20 protein-coding genes and 1 pseudogene are annotated in these 23,127 nt (G+C 56.9%); 5 read left to right on the forward strand and 16 right to left on the reverse strand.

What is annotated here, in order from left to right; genetic code table 11:
- Window positions 1–114: 114 nt before the first annotated feature.
- The 7 genes from OCV64_RS11525 to OCV64_RS11555 all read right to left on the reverse strand — a co-directional run bounded on the left by OCV64_RS11525 (window position 115) and on the right by OCV64_RS11555 (window position 10,056).
- Complete coding sequence (locus tag OCV64_RS11525) at window positions 115–1,719, reverse strand: CTP synthase (protein WP_262670094.1); 1,605 nt, start codon at window positions 1,717–1,719, stop codon at window positions 115–117.
- Between the two features lie 36 nt (window positions 1,720–1,755).
- Window positions 1,756–3,171 carry an adenylosuccinate lyase gene (gene purB / locus OCV64_RS11530; RefSeq protein WP_262670095.1) on the reverse strand — a complete coding sequence of 472 codons (1,416 nt, stop codon included), beginning with the start codon at window positions 3,169–3,171 and terminating at the stop codon, window positions 1,756–1,758.
- Window positions 3,172–3,183: 12 nt separating this feature from the next.
- The gene (locus OCV64_RS11535; protein WP_262670096.1) at window positions 3,184–4,458 is read right to left on the reverse strand and encodes an adenylosuccinate synthase; all 1,275 of its coding nucleotides are present in this window, start codon (window positions 4,456–4,458) and stop codon (window positions 3,184–3,186) included.
- A gap of 14 nt (window positions 4,459–4,472) precedes the next feature.
- Entirely contained in the window at window positions 4,473–5,198 is a 726-nt protein-coding gene (gene purC, locus OCV64_RS11540) for a phosphoribosylaminoimidazolesuccinocarboxamide synthase (protein WP_262670097.1), read from the reverse strand.
- Window positions 5,191–6,279: a carbamoyl phosphate synthase small subunit gene (locus OCV64_RS11545; RefSeq protein WP_240288911.1), complete on the reverse strand. Its 1,089-nt coding sequence runs from the start codon at window positions 6,277–6,279 to the stop codon at window positions 5,191–5,193. The genes purC and OCV64_RS11545 overlap by 8 nt, the downstream gene beginning before the upstream one ends.
- Window positions 6,280–6,308: 29 nt before the next feature.
- Window positions 6,309–7,892, reverse strand: a complete 1,584-nt coding sequence (gene asnB, locus OCV64_RS11550; RefSeq protein ID WP_262670098.1) for an asparagine synthase B — start codon at window positions 7,890–7,892, stop codon at window positions 6,309–6,311.
- Window positions 7,893–7,959: 67 nt separating this feature from the next.
- Window positions 7,960–10,056, reverse strand: a complete 2,097-nt coding sequence (locus OCV64_RS11555) for a glutamine synthetase III family protein (protein WP_262670099.1) — start codon at window positions 10,054–10,056, stop codon at window positions 7,960–7,962.
- Between the two features lie 357 nt (window positions 10,057–10,413).
- Between OCV64_RS11555 and OCV64_RS11560 the strand changes: the two genes are divergently transcribed.
- From OCV64_RS11560 to OCV64_RS11575, 4 genes are all read left to right on the forward strand, one after another.
- Window positions 10,414–11,628 (forward strand): glutamine synthetase family protein, encoded by a 1,215-nt coding sequence (locus tag OCV64_RS11560; RefSeq protein WP_262670100.1) that lies wholly within the window; start codon window positions 10,414–10,416, stop codon window positions 11,626–11,628.
- Between the two features lie 36 nt (window positions 11,629–11,664).
- On the forward strand, window positions 11,665–12,249 hold the full coding sequence (locus OCV64_RS11565) for an ANTAR domain-containing response regulator (RefSeq protein ID WP_147571351.1): 585 nt from the start codon (window positions 11,665–11,667) through the stop codon (window positions 12,247–12,249).
- A 147-nt stretch (window positions 12,250–12,396) separates the two neighbouring features.
- Complete coding sequence (locus OCV64_RS11570) at window positions 12,397–13,527, forward strand: DUF362 domain-containing protein (RefSeq protein WP_262670101.1); 1,131 nt, start codon at window positions 12,397–12,399, stop codon at window positions 13,525–13,527.
- A 156-nt stretch (window positions 13,528–13,683) separates the two neighbouring features.
- Window positions 13,684–15,354, forward strand: a complete 1,671-nt coding sequence (locus OCV64_RS11575) for a nucleoside kinase (protein ID WP_262670102.1) — start codon at window positions 13,684–13,686, stop codon at window positions 15,352–15,354.
- A gap of 84 nt (window positions 15,355–15,438) precedes the next feature.
- On the opposite strand, the pseudogene OCV64_RS16215 reads toward OCV64_RS11575, so the two are convergent.
- The 9 genes and pseudogenes from OCV64_RS16215 to OCV64_RS11620 form a co-directional block, all read right to left on the reverse strand.
- Window positions 15,439–15,582 (reverse strand): annotated as a pseudogene (locus tag OCV64_RS16215) (thioredoxin family protein); the annotation flags it as partial.
- Between the two features lie 426 nt (window positions 15,583–16,008).
- Window positions 16,009–16,353, reverse strand: coding sequence for a thioredoxin family protein (locus OCV64_RS11585; RefSeq protein WP_262670104.1), 345 nt, complete (start codon window positions 16,351–16,353; stop codon window positions 16,009–16,011).
- A gap of 21 nt (window positions 16,354–16,374) precedes the next feature.
- A complete protein-coding gene (locus OCV64_RS11590) occupies window positions 16,375–17,376 on the reverse strand; it encodes a permease (RefSeq protein WP_262670105.1) in 1,002 nt (333 codons plus the stop codon).
- A 118-nt stretch (window positions 17,377–17,494) separates the two neighbouring features.
- On the reverse strand, window positions 17,495–17,782 hold the full coding sequence (locus tag OCV64_RS11595; RefSeq protein WP_040646287.1) for an ArsR/SmtB family transcription factor: 288 nt from the start codon (window positions 17,780–17,782) through the stop codon (window positions 17,495–17,497).
- A gap of 89 nt (window positions 17,783–17,871) precedes the next feature.
- Window positions 17,872–19,035: a plasmid recombination protein gene (locus tag OCV64_RS11600; RefSeq protein ID WP_262670150.1), complete on the reverse strand. Its 1,164-nt coding sequence runs from the start codon at window positions 19,033–19,035 to the stop codon at window positions 17,872–17,874.
- A 457-nt stretch (window positions 19,036–19,492) separates the two neighbouring features.
- Entirely contained in the window at window positions 19,493–20,650 is a 1,158-nt protein-coding gene (locus tag OCV64_RS11605; protein WP_262670106.1) for a helicase RepA family protein, read from the reverse strand.
- Window positions 20,651–20,657: 7 nt separating this feature from the next.
- Window positions 20,658–20,978: a plasmid mobilization protein gene (locus OCV64_RS11610; protein ID WP_262670107.1), complete on the reverse strand. Its 321-nt coding sequence runs from the start codon at window positions 20,976–20,978 to the stop codon at window positions 20,658–20,660.
- Entirely contained in the window at window positions 20,978–22,054 is a 1,077-nt protein-coding gene (locus OCV64_RS11615; protein ID WP_262670108.1) for a site-specific integrase, read from the reverse strand. Before OCV64_RS11615 ends, OCV64_RS11610 begins: the two co-directional genes overlap by 1 nt.
- Complete coding sequence (locus OCV64_RS11620) at window positions 22,041–22,244, reverse strand: helix-turn-helix transcriptional regulator (protein WP_262670109.1); 204 nt, start codon at window positions 22,242–22,244, stop codon at window positions 22,041–22,043. Before OCV64_RS11620 ends, OCV64_RS11615 begins: the two co-directional genes overlap by 14 nt.
- Before the next feature lie 190 nt (window positions 22,245–22,434).
- Between OCV64_RS11620 and OCV64_RS11625 the strand changes: the two genes are divergently transcribed.
- Window positions 22,435–22,965 (forward strand): helix-turn-helix domain-containing protein, encoded by a 531-nt coding sequence (locus OCV64_RS11625; protein WP_071428866.1) that lies wholly within the window; start codon window positions 22,435–22,437, stop codon window positions 22,963–22,965.
- The last annotated feature ends 162 nt before the right edge of the window (window positions 22,966–23,127 follow it).

The following is a 23,127-nucleotide window of genomic DNA, read 5'->3' on the forward strand; positions in this document are numbered from 1 at the left end:
GGCCGGGCGCAAACACGGGCTCCCCCCGTGTTTGTCCCGGTGTTTCAATGCCCTCCGGCTCTCCGCTGCCGCGGAAACCGCCGGAGCTGGCAAAAAGCCGGCCCGCGCACGCTCTTACGCTCCGCTTTTCTCCTTCGCCGCGAATATAAATTCCCGAAACAGCGGATGTGCCCGGTTGGGCCGGCTTTTCAGCTCCGGGTGGAATTGGACACCTACAAACCAGGGATGGAAGGGCAGCTCTACTATCTCCACCAGCCGGCCGTCCGGCGACAAACCAGACAGGCGCAGCCCAGCTTGGGTCAACCGCTGGCGATATTCGTTGTTGAACTCATAGCGGTGCCGGTGCCGCTCCGAGATGTCCGACGTTCTGTAAGCTTGGAACGCCGCTGTGTCTTCCCGGTCAATGCGGCACGGGAAGGCGCCCAGGCGCATGGTGCCTCCCTTGTCGGTCACGCCCCGCTGGCCCTCCATCAGGTCGATGACGGGATAAGGTGTGTCCGGGTCCAGCTCGCTGGAGTGAGCCCCCTTCATGCCGCACACATGGCGGGCAAACTCCACCACCGCCATCTGCATTCCCAGACAGATGCCCAGAAACGGTATTTTATGCTCCCTGGCATAGCGGATGGCGGAGATCTTGCCCTCGATCCCCCGGCTGCCAAAGCCGCCGGGTACCAGGATGCCGTCCACTCCGGCAAGGAGCATCTCCACGTTGCCCTCTGTGACCGCTTCGCTGTCTACCCAGCGGATGTGTACCTTTACCCCGTTCTCGATCCCTCCGTGGGTCAGCGCCTCCACCACAGAGAGGTAGGCGTCATGGAGGGCCACATACTTACCCACCAGTGCGACCTCCACTTCTCCTTTTGGGTGCTTGGCCCGCTGAACCATAGTATCCCACTCGGTCAGGTCCGGAGCGTGGCACTCCAGCCCCAGATGCTTCACCACCACCTGAGCCAGTCCCGCCTTCTCCAGCATCAGCGGGACCTCGTAGAGCAGGTCGGCGGTCAGATTTGGGATGGCGTTTTCCACCGGGATATTGCAGAATAAGGATATCTTTTCCAGGATCTCCTGGGGCACCGCCTCATCACTACGGCACAGGATAACATCGGGCTGGATGCCCAGCGAGAGCAGCTCCTTGGCCGAGTGCTGGGTGGGCTTTGATTTCAGCTCCCCGGTCCCTGGGATGGATACGATGAGGGATACATGGAGAAACATGACGTTTTTTCTCCCCCGCTCGGCGGCCACCTGGCGGATGGCCTCCAGGAACGGCTGGGATTCGATATCGCCTACCGTACCACCGATCTCTACAATGGCTACATCGGTTTCAGGCCCCTCCAAGGTATAAATACACCGCTTGATCTCGTCGGTAATATGGGGGATGATTTGGACCGTTCCACCCAAATAGTCCCCTTTCCGCTCCCGATTCAGTACGTTCCAGTATATCCGGCCCGCTGATACCGAGGAGTTTACTGTCAGATTCTCATCGATGAAACGCTCATAGTGGCCCAGGTCCAGGTCAGTTTCCGCCCCATCATCGGTGACAAAGACCTCCCCGTGCTGATAGGGGGACATGGTCCCTGGGTCCACGTTGAGATATGGGTCCAGCTTCTGGACTTTTACCTTCAGCCCCCTCTGCTTCAGGAGCCGGCCCAAGGACGCCGCTGTGATCCCCTTGCCTAGGCCGGACACCACGCCTCCAGTCACAAAGATATAGTTTGTCATAGCCCCTTCTCTCCCTTCACTGGCCGCAGCCTGTTCTCACAGCTCGATCCGGGCAGTCTCCCGCTCCAGATCCGCAAACAGCGGACGGATGCTCTGGACAAAGTCCTCCACCTGCTGGGCACACCGGCCGGTATACAGCTCCGGGTTCAGCAGCCGCTCCATATCCCCTCGTGACAGGCCGAAGGACGGCTCCCCGGCCAGCCGGTCCAACAGGTCGCAGTCCCCCCCATCTTTCATCCGGGCGGTGGCTGCCATGGAGCAGCGGCGGATGATTTCATGGAGCTCCTGCCGGTCTCCCCCCCGCTTTACCGCCTCCATCATCAGATTTTCCGTGGCGATGAAGGGCAGGTACTCCTTTACCGTTTTCTCAATCACTCTTTCATTGACATGGAGCCCGTTTGTTACATTCTGGGCCAGACGCAGGATAGCGTCAGCGCACAAGAAGCCCTCGGGCAGGGCAATGCGCCGGTTGGCTGAGTCGTCCAGCGTCCGCTCCAGCCACTGGGTCGAGGCGGTCATAGGGGCATTCATAGCGTCGGCCATCAGATAGCGGGCCAGGGAGCAGATTCGCTCACAGCGCATAGGGTTGCGCTTATAGGCCATGGCGGAGGAGCCGATCTGGTCCTTTTCAAAGGGCTCCTCCACCTGCCTGTCGTGCTGGAGCAGGCGGATATCATTGGCCATACGGTAACAGCTCTGGGCGATAGAGGAGAGGCAATTCAAAATGCGGCTGTCCAGCTTTCTGGGGTAGGTCTGGCCGCACACCGGGAAGCACTCCTCAAATCCGAAGTCAGAGGAAATCTTCTGGTTCATTTGACTGATCTTCTCCTGGTCCCCGTCAAACAGGTCCAGGAAGCTGGCTTCAGTGCCGGTAGTCCCACGGCAGCCCAGGAACTTGACGTTCTTCAGGGTGAAGTCCAGTTCGGACAGGTCGGACTCCAAGTCCTGGAGCCAGAGCGCCGCCCGCTTACCTACCGTGACCAGCTGGGCGGGCTGATAGTGAGTGTAGCCCAGGGTAGGCAGGGCCCGATATTGCTGGGCAAAGTCGGCCAGATTGGCCATCACCTGAAGCAGCTGCTGGCGGAGATAGCGCAGCCCATCCCGGTAAAGGATCAGATCGGCGTTGTCTGTGACATAGCAGCTGGTGGCCCCCAGATGGATGATGCCGGCGGCAGAGGGGGCCGCCTGTCCAAAGGCGTAGACATGGGCCATCACGTCGTGGCGCACCTCTTTCTCCCGCCGCCTGACACAGTCATAGTCGATCTCGGAGATGTGGGCCTCCAACTCCTCTACCTGCCCCTGGGTAATGGGCAGGCCCAGTTCCATCTCCGCCCGTGCCAGGGAAACCCACAGCCGCCGCCAGGTCTGATAGCGGGTATCGGCGGAAAAAAGCTGGAGCATATAGGGGGAGGCGTAGCGGGTAGACAGCGGGGATTCATATCGGTCAGTCATTTGTCGTCCTCCTTATACTCTGATGACGCTGTCCCGCTCCGGCCCCACCGAGATATAGGCGATAGGACAGCCGATGGCCCGCTCCACATGGCCCACATACTCCTGGGCCTGGCGGGGCAGATCCTCCCACCTACGGGCCGAGGAGATGTCCTGCTTCCAGCCCGGCAGATACTCGATCTCCGGCAGGGCTTTGCCCAGGGCCGTGGGGAAGGGAAAGCTCTCTGTAGGCTGGCCGTCCAGCCGGTAGCGGACGCACACAGGGATTCGGTCCAGATAGCTGAGTACATCCAGTTTGGTCAGTGCGATCTCTGTGGCCCCCTGGATTTCCACCCCGTACCGGGTGGCCACCAGGTCGATGGGTCCTACCCTCCGCGGCCGGCCGGTCTTGGCGCCGTATTCCGCTCCCGCCTTCCTCAGTTTCTCCGCCTCCGGACCGAACATCTCACAGACAAAGGGCCCCTCCCCTACACAGGTGGAGTATGCCTTTACCACACCTACCACCCGGTCAATTTTGGCGGAGGGCAGGCCGGAACCGATAGGGGCGTAGGCCGCCGTGGTGTTGGATGAGGTGGTGTAGGGGTAGATGCCGAAGTCCAGGTCCCGAAGGGAACCCAGCTGGGCTTCGAAGAGGATGCTCTTTCCCCGGCTCTGGGCCTGCTTCAAATAGGCCCCGCTGTCACAGAGATAGGGCTTGATTTTTTCGCAGCTGTTGGCCAGCCACTCCTCCACTCTCTCCATGGTGAAGGGCTCTGCCCCATACACCTTAGTCAAGGTTAGGTTCTTCCACTCCAGAAGCTGGGCCAGATGGTCCCGTAATTCCTCCGGATAGAACAGCTCTCCGGCCATAATGGTCTTTTTCTGGTACTTATCGGAGTAGAAGGGGGCGATCCCCTGCTTGGTTGAGCCATACTTGTGGTCCTTCAGCCGCTTCTCCTCCAGCTCGTCCAGCTCCCGGTGCCAGGGCAGCAGAAGCGAGGCCCGGTCGCTGATCTTCAGATTCTCCGGGTTGATCTCCACTCCTCTGGACATCACATCCTCTATCTCTGTCCACAGGTTCTCCGGGTCCAGAGCCACCCCGTTCCCCAGGACATTGACGACCCCCGGGCGGAAAATACCCGAGGGAAGAAGATGGAGGGCAAATTTTCCATACTGGTTGATGACGGTGTGTCCGGCGTTGCCGCCCCCCTGGTAGCGGACCACAAGGTCATAGTCCTGGGTGAGCAGATCCACCATCCTTCCCTTGCCCTCGTCCCCCCAGTTGATGCCCACGATGGCGCAGTTTGACATATCGTTCCCTCCGTTTACAGTTGTTGGTTGAGCCGGTCCATGACCTGGCGGTAGGCCGCCTCCACGCCGCCCAGATTCCGGCGGAAGCGGTCCTTGTCCAGTTTGTCCCCAGTCTGACTGTCCCACAGGCGGCAGGTGTCGGGGCTGATCTCATCGGCCAGGATTATGGTACCGTCTGGCAGCCGGCCAAACTCCAGCTTGAAGTCCACCAGTGTGACGCCGCACTGCTTCCAGATCTCCCGGAGCAGCCTGTTGACCTCCAGGGCATAGCGCCGGATGACCGCTACCTCCTCCGGGGAAGCCAGCCCCAGGGCGAGCACATGGTCGTCGTTGAGCAGAGGGTCCCCCAGCTCATCATTCTTATAGGAAAACTCCAGGGTCGGCCGGTAAAAGACCGCTCCTTCGGCCACCCCGTACCGCTTGGAAAAGGAGCCGGCGGCAATGTTGCGCACGATGACCTCCAGGGGGACGATGGCCACCCTCTTTACCAGGGTATCCCGGTCGTTGAGCTCCCGGACCAGGTGGGTGGGGATTCCCTCCCGCTCCAGCCGGGCCATCAGCAGATCGCTCATCCGGTTGTTGATGACACCCTTACCGACGATGGTACCCTTTTTCAGCCCATTGAAGGCGGTGGCGTCATCCTTATAGGATACAATCAGCAGCTCCGGGTCATCTGTGGCGTACACCTTTTTCGCCTTGCCCTCGTAGAGCAGCTCCCGCTTTTGAGGCATTTCACTCATTTGTTTTCCCTCCCATAGACGCTACAAATCGGTCAAACAGATACTCCATATCCCTGGGGCCGGGGTTGGCCTCTGGATGGAACTGTGTGGAAAAGCAGTTGGGGCGGCGGTAGCGCAGTCCCTCGCAGGTTCCGTCGTTGGCATTGATGTGGGACACCTGGGCCACCACCGGGTCCACGGTATCGGCCAGTACCATATAGCCGTGGTTTTGACTGGTGATAAACACCCGGCCCCTCTCTACATCCCGGACCGGGTGGTTCCCGCCCCGGTGGCCATAGTCCATCTTTCCCGTCCTGGCCCCGGTGGCCAGTGCCAGCATCTGGTGGCCCAGACAGATGCCATACAGGGGCAGGCCGCTGTCATAGAGCTTTTTTATCTCCCGGATCATGTCTGTGTTCTCCGCCGGGTCCCCAGGGCCGTTGGACAACAGCACCCCATCATAGCCGCCGGAGAGGACCGTCTCGGCCGGGGTGGAGGCGGGCAGCGCCGTGACGCTGCATCCCCGGCGGCGGAGACAGTCTATCATATTCTGCTTGACTCCGTAGTCCATCATGGCCACATGGTACCGCTCCTCCCCTATGGCGGGAAATTCCTCCGGGGCGGAGCGGGTAACCTTCTGGATCGTATCCCGGACCTTATAGGCGTGCAGCCGCTCCAATACCTGCCCCACATCAAACTGCTGGGCACAGGTCAGCATGGCGTTCATGCTCCCCTGGCTGCGGAGCAACTTGGTCAGGGCACGGGTATCCACCCCCTCGATGCCGGGGATGTCATGCTCCTTCATATAATCCCCCAGGTCCATCTCTCGGCGGAAGTTGCTCCCCCTGGGGGACAGATGGCGAACCACCAGCATCTCCACCCAGGGGCGGCTGGACTCGTTGTCCTCGCTGTTCACCCCGTAGTTGCCGATGAGGGGATAGGACATGACCACGCCCTGTCCGGCATAGGAGGGATCGGTCAGGATCTCCTGGTAGCCAGTCATGGAGGTGTTGAACACCAGCTCGCACACCCGCGCCTCTGTGCTCCCGATGCTGGTACCGGAGAGGACGCTTCCGTTTTCCAAGATCAAAGTCGCTTTCAAACTGCTCACTCGCTTCCTATGTGATGGTCTTAAACTCCGCTCTGGCCGTAGTTGGCCAGCACACGGGCGGAGGGGTCATCCACGTCGCAGCCCTCCCACTCCCGGTTGGGCATCCAGAAATCCAGGACCATCCCGCTCTGCCCCGGATAGTATTTCTCAAATATCTCACGATAGAGCAATGACTCCTTGGTAAAGGGGCGGGCATGGACATACTTCTGCCTCAGCTTCTGGAAATCGTCATCGGTGTAACACTGTTCCGCGTATTCCTTCAGGTCGTCCACCAGTGAGTGGCCCACAGCGTCGGAGAAGGCCGCCTTCTCCCGCCACAGGATATCCTGGGGCAGCCAGCCGCCCTCCTCGAAGGCGTGGCGGAGCAGATACTTGCCCTTTCCATATCGGTTCCGCTTCCGCTCCGGGTCCACCGACATGACATAGCGCACGAACTCCAGGTCTCCGAAGGGGACTCGTGCCTCCAGGGAGTTGACCGAGATACACCGGTCTGCCCGGAGCACATCGTACATGTGCAGCTCTCGGACCCGTTTTTCCGACTCCTCCTGAAACGCTTGGGCAGAAGGGGCGTAGTCTGTATACTTATAGCCGAACAGCTCGTCGGATATCTCGCCAGTGAGCAGCACCCGAATATCGGTCTGCTCGTGAATGGCCTTACAGACCAAGTACATTCCCACGCTGGCCCGAATGGTGGTAATGTCGTACGTGCCCAACAGGTGAATCACCCGCTCCAGGTTGGAGATCACATCCTCCCGTGTGATGATCACCTCCGTGTGGCGGCTGCCGATGTATTCCGCCACCTCCCTGGCGTATTTCAAATCGATGGCGTCGCCGCTCATGCCGATGGCAAAGGTCCGAATCGGGGTCTTGCTCCGCCGGGCGGCGATGGCGCACACCAAGGAGGAGTCAAGCCCTCCGGACAGCAGGAAGCCCACCTTGGCGTCGGCCACCAGCCGCTTTTCCACCCCGGCGATCAGCTTTTCCCGGATGTTCCAGCATACCGTTTCCAGGTCATCCCGGCAGATCCGCTCCACCTGGGTCATATCCCGGTAACAGATAAATCTGCCGTCCTTATAGTAATGTCCAGGGGGGAAGGGCAGTATTTCTCCCGCCGCCAGGCCCAGCAGGTTCTGGGGCTCGCTGGCAAAGAGGATAACTCCTTGGCTGTCATATCCGTAATAGAGGGGGCGGATGCCGATGGGATCACGGGCGGCGATGTACTCCTGTCTCTCACCGTCATAGAGGATGCAGGCGAATTCCGCATCCAGCATCCGGAACATCTCCACCCCGTATTCCCGGTACAGAGGGAGCAGCAGCTCACAGTCAGAGTCGCTGGCAAAGGTATATTTTTCTTCCAGTCGCTTTTTTAGCTTTTCAAAGCCGTATATCTCGCCGTTGCACACCACGAAGCTGCCGTCCAGCGCAAAGGGCTGCATCCCGGCAGAAGTCAGGCCCATAATGGACAGCCGGTGGAATCCCAGCAGGCCCTTTCCTGTGTCAACGATCCGGCTGTCATCCGGCCCCCGACTGACCGTGCGCTGAAAGCCGGCCTGAAATGCCTCCAGGTCGAACACTGGGCCGCAATATCCCATAATGGAACACATAAACGCTCCTCCAATCTATATTGGGCCCCGGTCCGAATGGAGGCCGGGGCCAGAAGGGATCTGGTCGTTACCGCACGCCAAACAGCAGGTCGCCGTAAGTGGGAAACGGCCAATACTTTTTGGGGGTCAGGGTCTCCGCCTCGTCGCAGGCCAGGCGCAGCTGCCCCATTTTACACAGGATCACATCCCGGACAGCGGCGGCCTCCTGGGCGATATCCCCGGCGGAGGACACCTCCAGCACCGCCTGCTCCAGCTCCGCGGTTTTGGCCGCCATCTGATCCGTGAGAGCAGACAGCTTTTTTACCAGCTCGGACTCATACCCGCAGGGGCAGCCAGGGACCAGTTCCCGCTTGGCGGCCGCCCCTCTGGCGGTGTCCAGCGCAAAGGACTCCACGGCTGGCAGGATCTCCGTTCTGGCCATATCCACCATGGTGTTGGCCTCGATCAGAATGGTTTTGCAGTAGTTCTCCATCATGACCTCATACCGGGAGGTAAGTTCCTCCAAGGTCAGCACGCCGTGGGAGGTGAGGAGCCTGACATTCTTCTCATCCAGCAGATGGGGGACGCAGTCCGGGGTGGTGCGGTAGTTGAGCAGGCCCCGCTTCTCTGTGGCCTCAGTGATCCAGGCATCATCGTAGCCGTTTCCGTTGAAGATGATGCGCTTGTGCTCCCGGATAGTCTGCCGGAGCAGCTCCTGCAGGGCGGCGGGGAAGTTCTCGGCCCCCTCCAGGCGGTCGGCATAGAGCTTGAGGCTCTCAGCCACAGCGGTGTTGATCATGATGTTGGCACAGGCGATAGAGTCGGAGGAGCCCACCATGCGGAACTCAAACTTGTTGCCAGTGAAGGCGAAGGGGGAGGTGCGGTTCCGGTCGGTGGTATCCTTGCTGAATTTGGGCAGGATATCCACCCCAAGCTTCATCTTGGTCCGGGCAGCTCCCTGATAGGGGGTCTCATGGTCAATGGCCTCCAGCACACCGTTCAGCTCATCTCCCAGGAAGATGGATACCACAGCGGGAGGCGCCTCGTTGGCTCCTAGGCGGTGGTCGTTGCCGGCCGTGGCCACCGAGATGCGCAGCAGGTCCTGATAGTCGTCCACCGCCTTGATGACGGCGCACAGAAACAGCAGGAACTGGGCGTTCTCATAGGGCGTATCACCGGGAGAGAGCAGGTTGACGCCAGCGTCGGTGGAGATAGACCAGTTGTTGTGCTTACCCGATCCGTTCACTCCTACAAAGGGCTTCTCATGGAGCAGACAGACCAGCCCGTGCCGGGCGGCCACCTTCTGCATGATCTCCATGGTCAGTTGGTTGTGGTCAGTGGCAATGTTGGTGGTGGTATAGATAGGGGCCAGCTCGTGCTGGGCTGGGGCCACCTCGTTATGCTGGGTCTTGGCCAGGACACCCAGCTTCCACAGCTCCTCATTCAGGTCCTCCATAAAGGCGGCCACCCTGGGTTTAATCACGCCGAAATAGTGGTCATCCATCTCCTGGCCCTTGGGGGGCTTGGCGCCGAACAGAGTTCGGCCGGTAAACCGAAGATCCCGGCGCCGCTCATACATTTTGGCATCCACCAGGAAATACTCCTGTTCTGGACCCACCGCGGTGGACACCCGTTTCACCGTGTCATTTCCAAACAGCCGCAGGATGCGGAGGGCTTGTCGGTTCAGGGCCTCCATGGAGCGCAGCAAGGGGGTCTTTTTGTCCAGCGCCTCGCCGCTGTAAGAGCAAAAGGCCGTGGGGATGCACAGCGTTTTCCCCTTGATAAAGGCATAGGAGGTGGGGTCCCAGGCAGTGTAGCCTCTTGCTTCAAAGGTAGCCCGCAGCCCCCCGGAGGGAAACGAGGAGGCGTCCGGCTCCCCTCGGATCAGCTCCCTGCCTGAGAATTCCATGATAACCCCTCCATCTGGAGAGGGGGTGATAAAGCTGTCGTGCTTCTCGGCGGTGATGCCGGTGAGTGGCTGGAACCAGTGGGTAAAGTGGGTGGCCCCCTGGGCTACGGCCCAGTCCTTCATGGCGGCTGCCACAGCGTTGGCCACACCCAAATTCAATTTAGCCCCCTCGTCGATGGTCTTCTTTAAAGACTGGTATACGTCAGCGGATAAATTTGCCTTCATCACCCTGTCGTCGAACACCATGCTTCCAAAATACTCCGGAACAGCTGCCATTGTCTTTCACCCTTTCTACTTCTAAAAAAATGCAAAAAAGGCGAAGGCGCCTCTAAGGAAAATCCTTAAAGACGCCTTTGCCTTTATGTGCCGCATTATAGCCCCGTGGCAGCCGTTTGTCAATGAGATTTTGGACTGTTTAGTACATTCTGTAACAGTTTCCAAAAACATTTCGCCCTATTTTTCCTGTTTCTGTCTGGACCGCCAAAATTTTTTCCCATAGGAGACAACACTGGAAAATCCATTTTTACCGGTGCTATAATAGCAGCGGATCCCGTTCCACCAGGCTGCCAGCCGGCTTTGCGGCCTTCGCATATGCCCGGCGACGCAAAAATATCCATGAAAGTTGGTGTGACCGTGAAATATTCCAAGCGCGAGGTCATGCAGTATGTTCAGGAGGAGGAGATCAAGTTCATCCGCCTCGCCTTTTGTGACGTATTCGGCCGGCAGAAAAACATCTCCATCGTGGCCACCGAGCTGCCCCGGGCCTTTGAGTACGGCATCGCCATTGACGCCTCCGCCATCGCCGGCTTTGGGGACGTAGCCCATTCCGACCTGCTCCTCCGGCCTGACCCAGAGACGCTGATGCTCCTCCCCTGGCGCCCGGAGCATGGGCGGGTGGTGCGGATGTTCTGCTCCATTGTCTATCCCGACGGCCAGCCCTTCCCCTGTGATTGCCGAGCCCTGCTCAAGCAGGCTGTGGCCCGCGCTGAGGAGAGGGGGCTTCAGTTTCTCTTTGGCGCGGAGCAGGAATTCTACCTGTTCCGGCGGGATGAAAACGGTGAGCCCACCAAGATCCCCCACGACAGGGCCAACTATATGGATACGGCCCCAGAGGACAAGGGGGAAAACATCCGCCGTGAGATCTGCCTCACTCTGGAGCAAATGGGCATCTGGCCTGAGTGTGCCCACCACGAGGAGGGGCCCGGCCAGAACGAGATCGACTTCCGCTACTCCGACCCTCTCACTGCCGCCGACAATGCCATGACTTTACAGGCCATCGTGAAAATCATTGCCGAGCGGAATGGGCTGTGCGCGGACTTCAGCCCCAAGCCCCTGGAGGGGAAACCGGGCAACGGCTTCCACATCAATATGTCAGTGAAGTCAACGGATGGACTGGACCACCTGCCCGAGATGGTAGCCGGTGTGCTGGACAAGGTGGGGGAGATGACCGCCTTTTTGAACCCTACCCGAGAGTCCTATTCCCGTCTGGGCGGCTATAAGGCCCCAGATTACATCTCCTGGTCCAAGGGGAACCGTTCCCAGCTGATCCGGATCCCAGCGGCGGCTGGTGAGTACCGTCGAGCGGAGCTGCGCTCTCCCGATCCTATGGCCAACCCATACCTGGCCTTCGCACTGATGATCTATGCCGGCCTGTACGGCATTGAGCGGCATCTGGAGATGCCTCATCCCGCCGAGGTGGACCTCTACCAAGCGGACGCAGAGACGCTGGTAAAATTCCGTCGGCTGCCTCAGAACCTCCAGTCCGCCTGCGCCACCGCCGCAGACAGCCCCTTTATCCAGACCTATATCCCGGAAGCCATCCTGGCGGAATACCGCAAGCGGGCCTGAAGCCCGTCTGCATAACAGGGAAAGGAGTGGGAAGCCATGAGCCTGAAGGAGCAGGTATACAGCGTTCTTTTTGTATCATCGGCGGAGCGGTTCAACATCGGCTTTTCCGCCGTCCTTCAGGAAACTCCCTGTGAGCCGGTGGTCACAGTGTCTAGCGTAAGCGCCGCCGAGCAGACCCTAACCCAGCGGTCCTTTGATTTTATCTTCATCAACTCTCCCCTTCCGGATGACTCCGGCGTTCGGTTCGCCGTTGACAGTTGCCGTCTGAGGGGGACTGTCATCCTTTTACTTGTCCCCAGCGACCTCCATGACGAGGTCTATGACCGAGTGGCAGAGCACGGAGTATTCACCTTGCCCAAGCCCTTTTCCCGGACCATGCTCCTCCGGGCGGTCAGCTGGATGGTCAGCACCCGGGAGCGGCTCCGGAGGCTGGAAAAGCGCGTCCTGCCTCTGGAAGAGAAGATGGAGGAGATCCGCCTGGTCAACCGGGCCAAATGGTTACTCATCAGTGAATTGAAGATGACCGAGCCGGATGCCCACCACTATATCGAGCATCAGGCGATGGACCGCTGTGTGTCCAAAAGATCCGTTGCGGAGGATATTATCCGTCTTTATACATAGCGGTCCCAAAAGGCCGGAGGGCGCTCCTCTTACCCCACCTGTGGCCCGCGTTCAAATCTCCTCTTGACATGGAGTGTACTCCAACCTTTATAATAGGACAAGTGAAAGTAGTTTTTGAGAATCATATTGTTCAGGAGGGAACCGATCATGGCAGAGTCCAAGGTCTATTTTACCGATTTTCGCACGATCGCCTTTGGCGATAGCCTGCCTATCAAACTGAAGAAACTCATCCGCAAGGCGGGCATCGGCCAAATCGACATGGATGGCAAGTTTGTGGCCATTAAGATGCACTTCGGAGAGCTGGGCAACATCAGCTATCTCCGCCCCAATTACGCCAAGGCGGTAGCCGACGTAGTAAAGGAGCTGGGCGGCAAGCCCTTCCTTACCGACTGCAACACCATGTACCCCGGCAGCCGTAAAAACGCTCTGGAGCACCTGGAGTGCGCTTGGGAAAATGGTTTCACGCCCCTCTCTGTGGGCTGCCCTGTTATTATCGGCGATGGACTGAAGGGGACTGACGATGTGGCTGTCCCCGTGGTGGGCGGTGAGTATGTGAAGGAGGCGAAGATCGGCCGTGCTGTGATGGACGCCGACGTTTTCATCAGCCTGACCCACTTCAAGGGACATGAGATGACCGGCTTCGGCGGGGCCATTAAGAACATCGGCATGGGCTGCGGCTCCCGGGCCGGTAAAACCGAGCAGCACAGCAGTGGAAAGCCCAGCATCTCCCCTGATCGGTGCCGGGGCTGCCTGCGCTGCCAGCGGGAGTGCGCCAACGGCGGACTGGTCTTTGACCAGCAGACACGGAAGATGCATGTGGACCACGACCACTGTGTAGGCTGCGGGCGCTGTCTGGGAGCCTGTAACTTTGACGCTATCTCCTTTGACAACGACAACGCCAACGAAGTCCTCAACTGCCGCATGGCGGAGTACACCAAAGCCGTGGTGGACGGCCGTCCCTCCTTCCACATCTCTTTGGTGGTGGATGTTTCTCCCAACTGCGACTGCCATTGTGAGAATGACGCCCCCATCCTGCCCGACCTGGGGATGTTTGCCTCCTTTGATCCCCTGGCGCTGGACCAGGCCTGCGTAGACGCCTGTCTGGCTGCTACCCCCATGCCCAACAGCCAGTTGTCCGACCATCTGGCCGACCCCGGCTTCCACGACCACCACGATCACTTCACCAACTCCTCCCCTGAGTCCGAGTGGCGCACCTGCCTGGAACACGCCGAGAAGATCGGTCTGGGGAGCCGGAAATACGAATTGATTCGCGTCTAATCCCGCGCACATGAATCATCCTCCCGCCTTACCAGCGGGAGGATGGTTTTTTCTGTTCCGCTGACTGGTTGATTTCCCATGCCCCCGGTGATACAATGATATTTGACCGTCGTCTTTCAATCCATCCGGCCGCGTTGACCTGAGGAAGGAGTTTTTATGGAACAGACCAAGCTGTGCGCCGTAACTGTGGGCGAGACTGCGCGCGCCTACCCCTATGGGACCACTTATCAAACCATTGCCGCTGACTTTCAGGAGAAATATGAAAACGATATTCTGCTGGTCAGCCGAAACGGGAAGCTCTGTGAGCTGAATAAAACATTGGACCGGGACTGCACCCTGGACATAATCACAGCAAAGGACAAGCCCGGCATCCAAACCTACGAGCGAAGCGCGGTCTTTCTGATGCTCAAGGCCTTTTATGATGTGGCAGGCAGCGAAAACGTGGAGCGAATTTCTGTGGAATACTCTATTGGCCCAGGGCTGTTTATTCGGGCCAAGGGCAGCTTTGTCCTCAACCAGTCCCTCTTGGATCAGGTCGGCGAGCGGATGCGGCTGCTTGTAAATCAGGCAATCCCCATTCAAAAACACTCTATCAGCACGGACGACGCTGTGGAGCTGTTTCAGAAAAATCGGATGTACGACAAGTCCCGGCTGTTTGAGTTTCGGATCAATTCCCATGTCAATATCTATTCTCTAGATGGCTTTTCAGACTATTTTTATGGATACATGGTTCCGGACACCAGCTATCTCAAATGGTTTGATCTTCAACTGTTCCAGGAAGGCTTTGTCCTTCTTCTGCCCAGCCAGAAAAACCCCCACGCGCTGGCGGAATTCCACCCCTCTGTCAAGGTCTTTCAGGCCCTTTATGATGCCACGCTTAGGTCCGAGAAGCTTGGCATTTCCAACGTGGCGGAGATGAATGAGACGATTGCCAGCGGCGGCGCCACCCAGATGATCCTGACCCAGGAGGCCATGATGGAGAAGCAGATTGGCGACATCGCCGAAGAGATCTCCCGACGGAAAGATGTCCGGTTTATCATGATCGCCGGCCCCTCCTCCTCTGGTAAGACCACCTTCTCTCACCGCCTGTCCACACAGCTGCTGGCCTGTGGGATGCGCCCCCACCCCATCGCCACAGACAACTATTTTAAAAACCGCGCAGATACTCCCCGCGACGAGAATGGGCAGTATGATTTTGAAAGTCTGGGGGCCATGGATGTCGAACTGTTTAATCAGGATATGACCAGGCTTCTGCGGGGGGAGAGCGTTGAGATTCCTCAATTCAACTTCAAAAAGGGGACGCGGGAATATAATGGCGACTACCTCACCCTCGGCCCCCAGGATATTCTCGTCATCGAGGGCATCCACTGCCTGAATGACCAGTTTTCCTATTCGCTCCCCACGGCAAGCAAGTATAAAATCTATATTAGCTGTCTGACTACACTGAATATCGATGACCACAACCGCATCCCCACCACGGACGCCCGCCTCCTCCGCCGGATCGAGCGGGACGCCAGGACTCGGGGGTACAGCGCAAGAGCCACGATCCAGATGTGGCCGTCTGTCAGGCGGGGGGAGGAGCGTTATATCTTCCCCTATCAGGACAGCGCGGATGTGATCTTCAATTCTGCCCTGATTTATGAAACGGCGCTGCTGAAGCCATATATCGAGTCTTTGCTCTTTGCCGTGCCCAAAGACTGTGGCGAGTACACAGAGGCCAAACGTCTTTTGAAGTTCCTGAACTACTTTTTACCTATTCCCTCCGACGATGTTCCGAAGACCTCCCTGATGCGGGAGTTTATCGGCGGCGGCTGTTACAGGGTCTGAAGACAGGCCCTGCCGCCTGTGTTTTTTGGAATAAATATAGAGCCTGTGACTTTTGTCACAGGCTTTTTCTATTAAAAAAGGAAGTTAGAAAGCATGATATAATTTGATATTTTTTATCGCCTTGCCATCCACCACCAGCGCCGGGGTCGTCATAACCCCATAGGCGGCGATTTGCGTGAAGTCCGTTACATGGTCGATAGTAGTGTCCATTCCCAGCGCCGCCAGGGCAGATCCCAAGAGGTGAGGAGGGACAAACTCTCAGAAATAGAGAAAACAGGGTGCCCCTCTGATTTCAACCGTCAGACGGGCACCCTGTTTTTTCAACCATAAACCATTGGTACCAAATCGTTGCCACAGAAGGCCTTAATCCCTCAAAACCCAGTCATATCGGGCTTTTTGGACCTCTGAAATCATTCCCACTCATTGCTGGGTATCATATTTTAACGGATTTTGCTTTAGAAATATGATACCCAATTCTTTTGATTATTTGATATATCCATATTATCCAGCCTATACGATGGGCTGTTATCAAATTGTTATCAGCCATGATAACGGGAGGGAGGGGCTTACTATTTGTTCTGCTGGTTTACGAGTGTAACTATACCACAAAAAGCGGGGAAATGCAACCACATTCCCCCGCCACAGATTTACTTTTTACCCTCTTACTTTCTGGATTAGCTCTTTCGCTTCTTCTTTCTTTAATACCTTGCCATAGGACACCACTTTTCCATCCACCACCAGCGCCGGCGTGGTCATGACCCCGTAGGCGGCGATCTGCGTGAAGTCCGTCACATGGTCAATCGTAGTATCCATCCCCAGTTCTGTGAGAGCGGCACGAACAGCATTTTCCAGGGCGTTGCATTTGACGCACCCGGTTCCCAGTACCTTAACCCCAGCAGCGGCTTTTGCCGCCTCTGCCTGTGCCATTGTTTCCGGGGTGCAGTTACCGCCACAGCAGCAGGATTTTGTTTCTTCTTTCTTCTTACTGAACAGTCCCATAATTGATTCCTCCTATAAAATTCATATCAGCAAAAATTGGAACGCATTGAACAGATAACCGACAATGATAATGCCAATGGTGCAGACGCTAATGAACAGTGCCAGCAGCTTCGGCTTCACGGCCTTGCGGAGCATAATCAAGGACGGCAGACTCAGTGTTGTGACAGCCATCATAAAAGACAGAATTGTGCCAAGCTGTGCGCCCTTATAGAGCAGGGCCTCCGCCACCGGGATAGTGCCGAAAATATCCGCATACATGGGTACACCCACCAGCGTGGCAAGGACAACCCCAAACGGATTGTTGCCGCCTAACACCGCCTCAATCCAGCTTTCTGGAATCCAGTTGTGAATGAATGCACCAATACCCACGCCGACCAGGATATAAGGGAATACTTTCTTGAATGTGGAAACGACCTGTTCTTTGGCAAACTGAACTCGTTCCCGTTTGGTCAGTGTTGGGGATTCAATGTCCACGCCGCCAGCATTGCGGATAAATTCCTCTACATAAGGCTCCATGTGAAGCTTCTCAATCAGGGTGCCGCCTACCACAGCGATCAACAAGCCGACTACCACATAGATAATTGCAACTTTAGCACCGAAAATGCTTATTAGGAGGATAAGGCTGCCCAGGTCTACCATTGGAGAGGAAATCAGGAACGAGAATGTAACCCCCAGCGGCAGCCCGGCGCTGGTAAAGCCGATAAACAGCGGGATGGACGAGCAAGAGCAAAAGGGCGTCACCGTACCCAGCAACGCAGAGATGATGTTTGCCCCAATGCCATGGAACCGCCCCAATATCCGCTTACTGCGCTCCGGCGGGAAATAACTTTGGATGTAGGAAATCACGAAAATCAAGAAGCACAGCAGAACTGTGATTTTCAGCGTGTCATAGAGGAAAAATTGAATACTGCCCCCTACACGTTCTCCTATGTCCAGGCTCAGTAGGGAAAGGCCCTTGCCAATCAGCTCATTCAGCCATTTCATGCCTAAAACTTGGTCTTGGATAAACTGCCATACGCCCATAAAAAAACCTCACTTTCAAATTGTTGGACAACATATCAAAAATTTTTGATGTTATGTGTTTAAGATAAACGCCATCTCACTATGATGGCGTTTATCTATCACATAAAAAACATCTGCCCTACTGGACTACATCTGGTGTAGTAATGGCCAGTAGCAACTTCACAGCTTTGTCCCTGCCAGTCTCACTCAAACGGTAATGCGTCCATTTGCCCTCCTGACGGCTTACAACAAGTCCAGAATCACATAAGACTTTCATGTGATAGGACAGGCCAGATTGCGTCAAGTCCATTGGTTCCTGCAAAACACAGGCGCATTTTTCACCGCTTCGCAGTTGTTCCAGAATGGCAAGACGTTTTGGGTCGCATAGGGCTTTGAATACTTTTGCGTTTTCCTGGTGCGTTCCCATGTGACCACCTCAAATCAAAAATTATTGATATGTGTAGTATATGCACAAGAATCTGTTTTGTCAATAGCCTTACAAAAATATTTTCCGATTTACCTTGCTCCCCGGCTAAATTTCCGTTTTGCTTTTCTCTGCTCTTTCTCTGCCACCTCTCGCCGTTTAGCGTCCTCCACGGCCCTTTCTACTTCCTCCGGGCCGAAAGCCCGCTTGACCCGCTCAAAGTCGGCAACTGTCCCCCGCAGGGCCTTGTTCTCCATCTTCACCTCCTGCAAGCGTTCGGACAGGTTGGCGTTGCCCTCCCTTGCCCGTCCATAATCCCCCTGCAAACGCTCATACTTCCCTTTCAACTCGACATAGGCCCGGTACAGGGAGCGTAGCACCTTGACGATCTTGGCAAGCAGGGGCTTGGCCTTTTTCTCCCGGTAGGACTTGGCGCTCTCCAACGGCCCCGGCTCCGGCAATATCCGCTCCGGGTCATCAGAGAACTGCGCCGCCAACTGCTCCATGTTCCTTACAGCCGGAGCCAGTTCCTTTAGACGCTGCTCCTGCTGTTCCACCTGTCCCTGCTTCTTGGCCTTGACCGCCTCCAGCTCGGCAATCTCTTTCGCCCTCTGCTCCTTTTTGAAGTCCAGCACAGACAGGTGCTTATCATGAGTGCCCTTGTCCTCCCACTCTATCTCGTGGCGCTCCATCACGGCGGCAAGCTGTTCCTTTTCGGAGCGTACCCACTGGCTCCACTCCGTATCGCCCCTGGTGCCGCCCTTGAAACCCTGGGCCGCTAACGCCTGTTTGAGAGATACCCTTGTGTCCAGGCCCCGCTTGCTCCCGGTGGTGAACGGTACAAAGTCGATGTGCAGATGGGGCGTGGCCTCGTCCATGTGGAGGTGGGCGGAGAACACCCGGAGCTGGGGGTTGCGCTCCTGGAAGCCCCTCATGTACTCGTCCAGCACCGCCGCCGCAAGTTGGCCGTCCTCGCCCTCTGCGCTCATATCGTCCTTATTGCCCACTTGCAGGATGATTTCATGGAACGGTTTTTCCTGCTTGCTGGAACGTATCTTTTCATAGTAGTCCTCAATTTTGCGGTCTGCCCTGGTCTGTTTGTCGTTGTACCGTTTGAGAGCCTCGTCGAAAAGCTCATGGAAAACTGTCTTGATATTTTCGTGGCAGTAGGTTATATTCAAGTGAGAACGTTCCGGGTCGGTGTTCTTGGCGTTGAACGCCCTGCTGTTGTGGTTCACCGAACCCTGCCCCACCATCGCACTAATCGTCCTTTTCAAATCAACACTCCTTTCGCCGCGCCAGCGGCGGCCTTTGTTACTTTCTGCGAAAGTAACGCAAAAGCACTTTTGACAGCCTTGCGGCCATCAAAAGCGCATTTGCGCCCTACGGGGTGGAGTGGGGGCGTTGCCCCCGCCGTCTGCGGACGGCTCCCCCAGCAGGGCCGCCCTTTGAAAAGGGCACCCTGCACCCCGCCTAAACTTTGACACTCGCCGTTGGGCAGGGGGGAAAGGCACAGCCTTTCCCCCCTCCCGGCCAGTGTTCTCCGTGGGCCAAAAGTCAAGGGGTTCGGGTTGTATTGCCTTGCGGCAATCTCCACCCGCAGGTATGCCCCCTTGACTTTTGACCCCGCTCCCCGTGACGGCCGTGACGACCGTGACGATGTTTTACACACCGCCCCCGCTCTCAAAAAAGCCGTCACGGTCGTCACGGTCGTCACGCCTGGGGTGATTCCAGGGTGAGGGTGATACTTCTCCCGGCGTGGCTCCTGCTGTTCTCATAGCGGATGTGGTACTCCGCCGCAAGCCTCCCGGCCCGGACATTCAGCCGCATAGCCAGGGCGTTGGGCTTCATATCGGTTTGGAGCGCCGCCGCCAGCTCCGTGGCCGTACCGCCCCAGGCAGGTTTGTCCGCTGTCACAAGGGCGGCAACGGCCTCCAATACCGGGTCGGGCGGTTCCACCCACGGCTCCGTTTCCAGCCGCTCCAGCTCCCACACAAGGCGCTCCCTGTCCTTGATGAGATACATCCGCTGGTCTTGCTGGTCACGCCCGGCCACGTCCAGAATGGCGCTGCCGTCCGTCCGCTTCTCCTTTTGAAGAAGAAAGGCCCCATCCGCAGCTCCCAACAGGCCGTTGGTGCCGGAAATCATGTCAAACTTATCGTCTGCCTGTTGCTTCCGGGTGTGGTGTACCAGCAGGAGACAGATACCGCAATCATCGGCAAGGCGTTTCAACGTGCCCACCACCTCGTAATCGTTGGCATAGCTGTACTTGTCTCCGCCAGCCTCCCGGACTTTTTGGAGGGTGTCAATGATAATCAGCTTGGTATCGGGGTGTTCCCGGACGAACATTTTGAGCTGTCCCTCCAGGCCAACGCCGAGCTGTTTGGCGTGGATTGCAAAGAGCAGGTCGTTGGTGCCATCCATGCCGAACATCCGATACAGCCGCCCCTGCAATCGGCGGTGGTCGTCCTCCAACGCCAGATAGAGGACGGTGCCCTTGTGGACGGGGTAGCCCCACAGGGGGAGGCCCATGCTCACATGATAGGCAAGCTGGGCCATCAGGAACGACTTGCCCACCTTGGGTGCTCCCGCAAAGAGGTACGTCCCAGGGTAGAGCAGACCGTCAATGATTGGCGGTCTGCCCTGATAGACATTCTGGTAAAGCTCACTCATGGAAATGGTGGGGAGATAGGCCGGGTCGGTCATGCGGCGCATTTCCAGAAGCCTTTCCTCCAAACTTTTCTCCTGGGGGTTGTTTTCGGTAGCCGCTTCTGATATACTGTCTGTGGTACATATTTGTGAATTGGGCTGTTCCCCGCCTGCGCCAACAGACGGATATGGGACAGTCCTTTTCGTTTCCCTGGAATCCATCAATCTATCAATCCTCCCTCATGCCGTCCAGCGTCACGGTGATAAGGCGGATGGTGGCGAGAAGTTCATCATCCACCCCGCCCCCGGCCTCCATGCGTCGCAGCTCACCCAGGACGGCGGCGAGCTGGTCACGCAGGGCCTTGTAGACCCTGGGATTGCCCTGCACCACAATGTCCCGGTTGAGCAGCCGCCGGGTGATGTAGTCCTGCTTGGTCAGCCCAGACAGGCGGACGGCAATTTCAAGCTGTTCGTCCTCCTCCGGGGACACCCGGAATGCCACGGCCTTGTTCCGCCAGCGGTTGTGATTGTCCAAATTCTTAGCCGACATTATGCTCCCGTCCTTTCAAAGTCCAGCTTATCCGCCATCTCCGTCTGCTTGGACGGAAACAGGTGGGCGTAGCGGTAAGTGATTTCGATACTCTCATGGCCTACCCGGTCGGCAATCGCCACAGCGGAGAAGCCCATGTCAATTAGAAGTGAAATGTGCGAATGTCTGAGGTCGTGGATTCTGATACGTTTTACCCCCGCCTCTTTCGCCCCTCTGTCCATTTCATGGTGGAGATAGCTTTTTGTAACGGTGAAAATGCGGTCTTTCTTCTTGACCCCGTAGAGCATTCCCAGGTAGTCCCGCATTTCGTCACAGAGGAAATTGGGCATTTTGATGGTACGATTGCTTTTCTTGGTTTTCGGGGTGGTAATCACATCCTCGCCGTGGAGCCGCTGGTAGGACTTGCTGATTTTCACCGTCCCGGCCTCAAAGTCGAAGTCCGCCGGGGTGAGTGCCAGCAGCTCCCCCTCCCGAATACCGCACCAGTAGAGCATTTCAAAGGCGTAGTAAGAGAGGGGCTTGTCCATCATAGCCTCCGCAAACCGCTGATACTCCGCCTTTGTCCAGAACAGCATTTCCTTTCGTTCCTCTGTCCCCATGTTCCCGGCTTTGGCGGCGGGGTTGGAGCGAAGCTCATAGAAGCGGACAGCGTGGTTGAAAATGGCGCTAAGCTGGTTGTGCAGGGTTTTGAGGTAGGTCTGGGAGTAGGGCTTGCGCTGTTCGTCCCGATAGGCCAGCAGTTCATTCTGCCATGCGATCACGTCCTTGGTGGTGATCTCGCTGATCTTCCGCTTGCCGAAGTAGGGCAGAATCTTCTTCTGGATGATGTTCTCCTTGGTCAGCCAGGTGTTTTCTTTCAGCCGGGGCCGCACGTCCTTGGTGTAAAGCTCCACAAAGGCTTCAAAGGTCATATCCATGTCGGCGGCGGTCTGCATTTGAAAGCTGCGCTCCCAGTCCTGGGCCTCCCGCTTGGTGGGAAAGCCCCGCTTGCACTTCTGCTTACGCTCCCCTGTCCAGTCCCGATACCACGCCATGACGTACCATGTGCCCCGCTTTTCGTCCTTAAATACCGGCATTTTCGTTCACTTCCTTTCCGGCCCCGTAGAGCCGTTCGTTGAAATACTGGCGGTTGACCCGCCCCGCAATGGTGATGAAGCCTTTTTCTTTCAGTTCCTCGTTGAGCTGCCGAATGAGCTTGTAGGCGTAGGGCCTCGACACGCCCAGCTCGTCCGCTACCTCGTCCACCCGGATAAACTTGTTCTCCATGCTGGTTCCTCCTTTCTTGAATGATAACGCTATTTGTTTAACGTTGACCCTATTATACTAACTCTATTCCGTTATGTCAAGGCTTTCCAAGAAGAAAATATAAACAAATTTATTTATATTTCGCTTGACAGTTCTAAACATATCTGTTATACTCCAAGTGTCCCCATTACATAGATTGGAGTTGGCAGTTATGGCAATCGGTGAACGTATTCGCTTTTTCCGCAACAAGAAAGGTGTCACGCAGAAGTATCTCGGTCAGGTGGTGGGATTCCCGGAACGCTCCGCCGATGTGCGTATGGCGCAGTATGAAACCGGGAGCCGCACCCCCAAGGCCGACCTGACCAGGACGCTGGCGGGCTTCTTTGAAGTCTCCACCGACGCCTTGACCGTTCCTGACATAGACAGCGACATTGGCCTCATGCACACCCTCTTTGCACTGGAGGACATACGGGGCCTTACCATCGGAGAGATTGACGGCGAAATCTGTCTGAAGCTGGACAAGTCCAAAGGCAAGACCTATGTTGATATGCTTGAAATGCTGTCCGCCTGGGCGGAGCAGGCCAAGAAGTTGGAGGCCGGGGAGATCACCAGGGAGGACTATGACCGCTGGCGCTACAACTACCCCAAGTACGACACCACCCGGAAATGGGTCAAAGTCCCCTCCAAGGAATTGAGCGACTTCCTTGTAGAAGCGTTCAAGGACAGGCTGGGAAAGGATTGACAGACGGCAAAAAGCCCTTACCGATGTTGCCATCGGTAAGGGCTTTGTAATATGGTTTTTGTCACCCACAAGCTGCAAAGGAACACTTTTCACCTGCAATCCATCGGGGATGCAGAATAACGCGGCCTGGGGGGAGCGTTATCAAATCGTTGTCAAAAGAGG

It is taken from the genome of Muriventricola aceti (genome assembly GCF_025567565.1).
Taxonomy (GTDB): domain Bacteria; phylum Bacillota; class Clostridia; order Oscillospirales; family Oscillospiraceae; genus Lawsonibacter; species Lawsonibacter aceti.

What these genes read in the sequence shown, in the direction of transcription:
- purC (WP_262670097.1), bottom strand. Translation starts at nt 5,198, where the DNA reads ATGAGTGAAATGCCTCAAAAGCGGGAGCTGCTCTACGAGGGCAAGGCG.
- OCV64_RS11615 (WP_262670108.1), bottom strand. Translation starts at nt 22,054, where the DNA reads ATGCCGGTATTTAAGGACGAAAAGCGGGGCACATGGTACGTCATGGCG.
- OCV64_RS11625 (WP_071428866.1), top strand. Translation starts at nt 22,435, where the DNA reads ATGGCAATCGGTGAACGTATTCGCTTTTTCCGCAACAAGAAAGGTGTC.
- OCV64_RS11605 (WP_262670106.1), bottom strand. Translation starts at nt 20,650, where the DNA reads ATGGATTCCAGGGAAACGAAAAGGACTGTCCCATATCCGTCTGTTGGC.
- OCV64_RS11535 (WP_262670096.1), bottom strand. Translation starts at nt 4,458, where the DNA reads ATGTCAAACTGCGCCATCGTGGGCATCAACTGGGGGGACGAGGGCAAG.
- asnB (WP_262670098.1), bottom strand. Translation starts at nt 7,892, where the DNA reads ATGTGTTCCATTATGGGATATTGCGGCCCAGTGTTCGACCTGGAGGCA.
- OCV64_RS11525 (WP_262670094.1), bottom strand. Translation starts at nt 1,719, where the DNA reads ATGACAAACTATATCTTTGTGACTGGAGGCGTGGTGTCCGGCCTAGGC.
- purB (WP_262670095.1), bottom strand. Translation starts at nt 3,171, where the DNA reads ATGACTGACCGATATGAATCCCCGCTGTCTACCCGCTACGCCTCCCCC.
- OCV64_RS11590 (WP_262670105.1), bottom strand. Translation starts at nt 17,376, where the DNA reads ATGGGCGTATGGCAGTTTATCCAAGACCAAGTTTTAGGCATGAAATGG.
- OCV64_RS11620 (WP_262670109.1), bottom strand. Translation starts at nt 22,244, where the DNA reads ATGGAGAACAAGTTTATCCGGGTGGACGAGGTAGCGGACGAGCTGGGC.
- OCV64_RS11555 (WP_262670099.1), bottom strand. Translation starts at nt 10,056, where the DNA reads ATGGCAGCTGTTCCGGAGTATTTTGGAAGCATGGTGTTCGACGACAGG.
- OCV64_RS11585 (WP_262670104.1), bottom strand. Translation starts at nt 16,353, where the DNA reads ATGGGACTGTTCAGTAAGAAGAAAGAAGAAACAAAATCCTGCTGCTGT.
- OCV64_RS11575 (WP_262670102.1), top strand. Translation starts at nt 13,684, where the DNA reads ATGGAACAGACCAAGCTGTGCGCCGTAACTGTGGGCGAGACTGCGCGC.
- OCV64_RS11570 (WP_262670101.1), top strand. Translation starts at nt 12,397, where the DNA reads ATGGCAGAGTCCAAGGTCTATTTTACCGATTTTCGCACGATCGCCTTT.
- OCV64_RS11565 (WP_147571351.1), top strand. Translation starts at nt 11,665, where the DNA reads ATGAGCCTGAAGGAGCAGGTATACAGCGTTCTTTTTGTATCATCGGCG.
- OCV64_RS11600 (WP_262670150.1), bottom strand. Translation starts at nt 19,035, where the DNA reads ATGGTGGGGCAGGGTTCGGTGAACCACAACAGCAGGGCGTTCAACGCC.
- OCV64_RS11610 (WP_262670107.1), bottom strand. Translation starts at nt 20,978, where the DNA reads ATGTCGGCTAAGAATTTGGACAATCACAACCGCTGGCGGAACAAGGCC.
- OCV64_RS11595 (WP_040646287.1), bottom strand. Translation starts at nt 17,782, where the DNA reads ATGGGAACGCACCAGGAAAACGCAAAAGTATTCAAAGCCCTATGCGAC.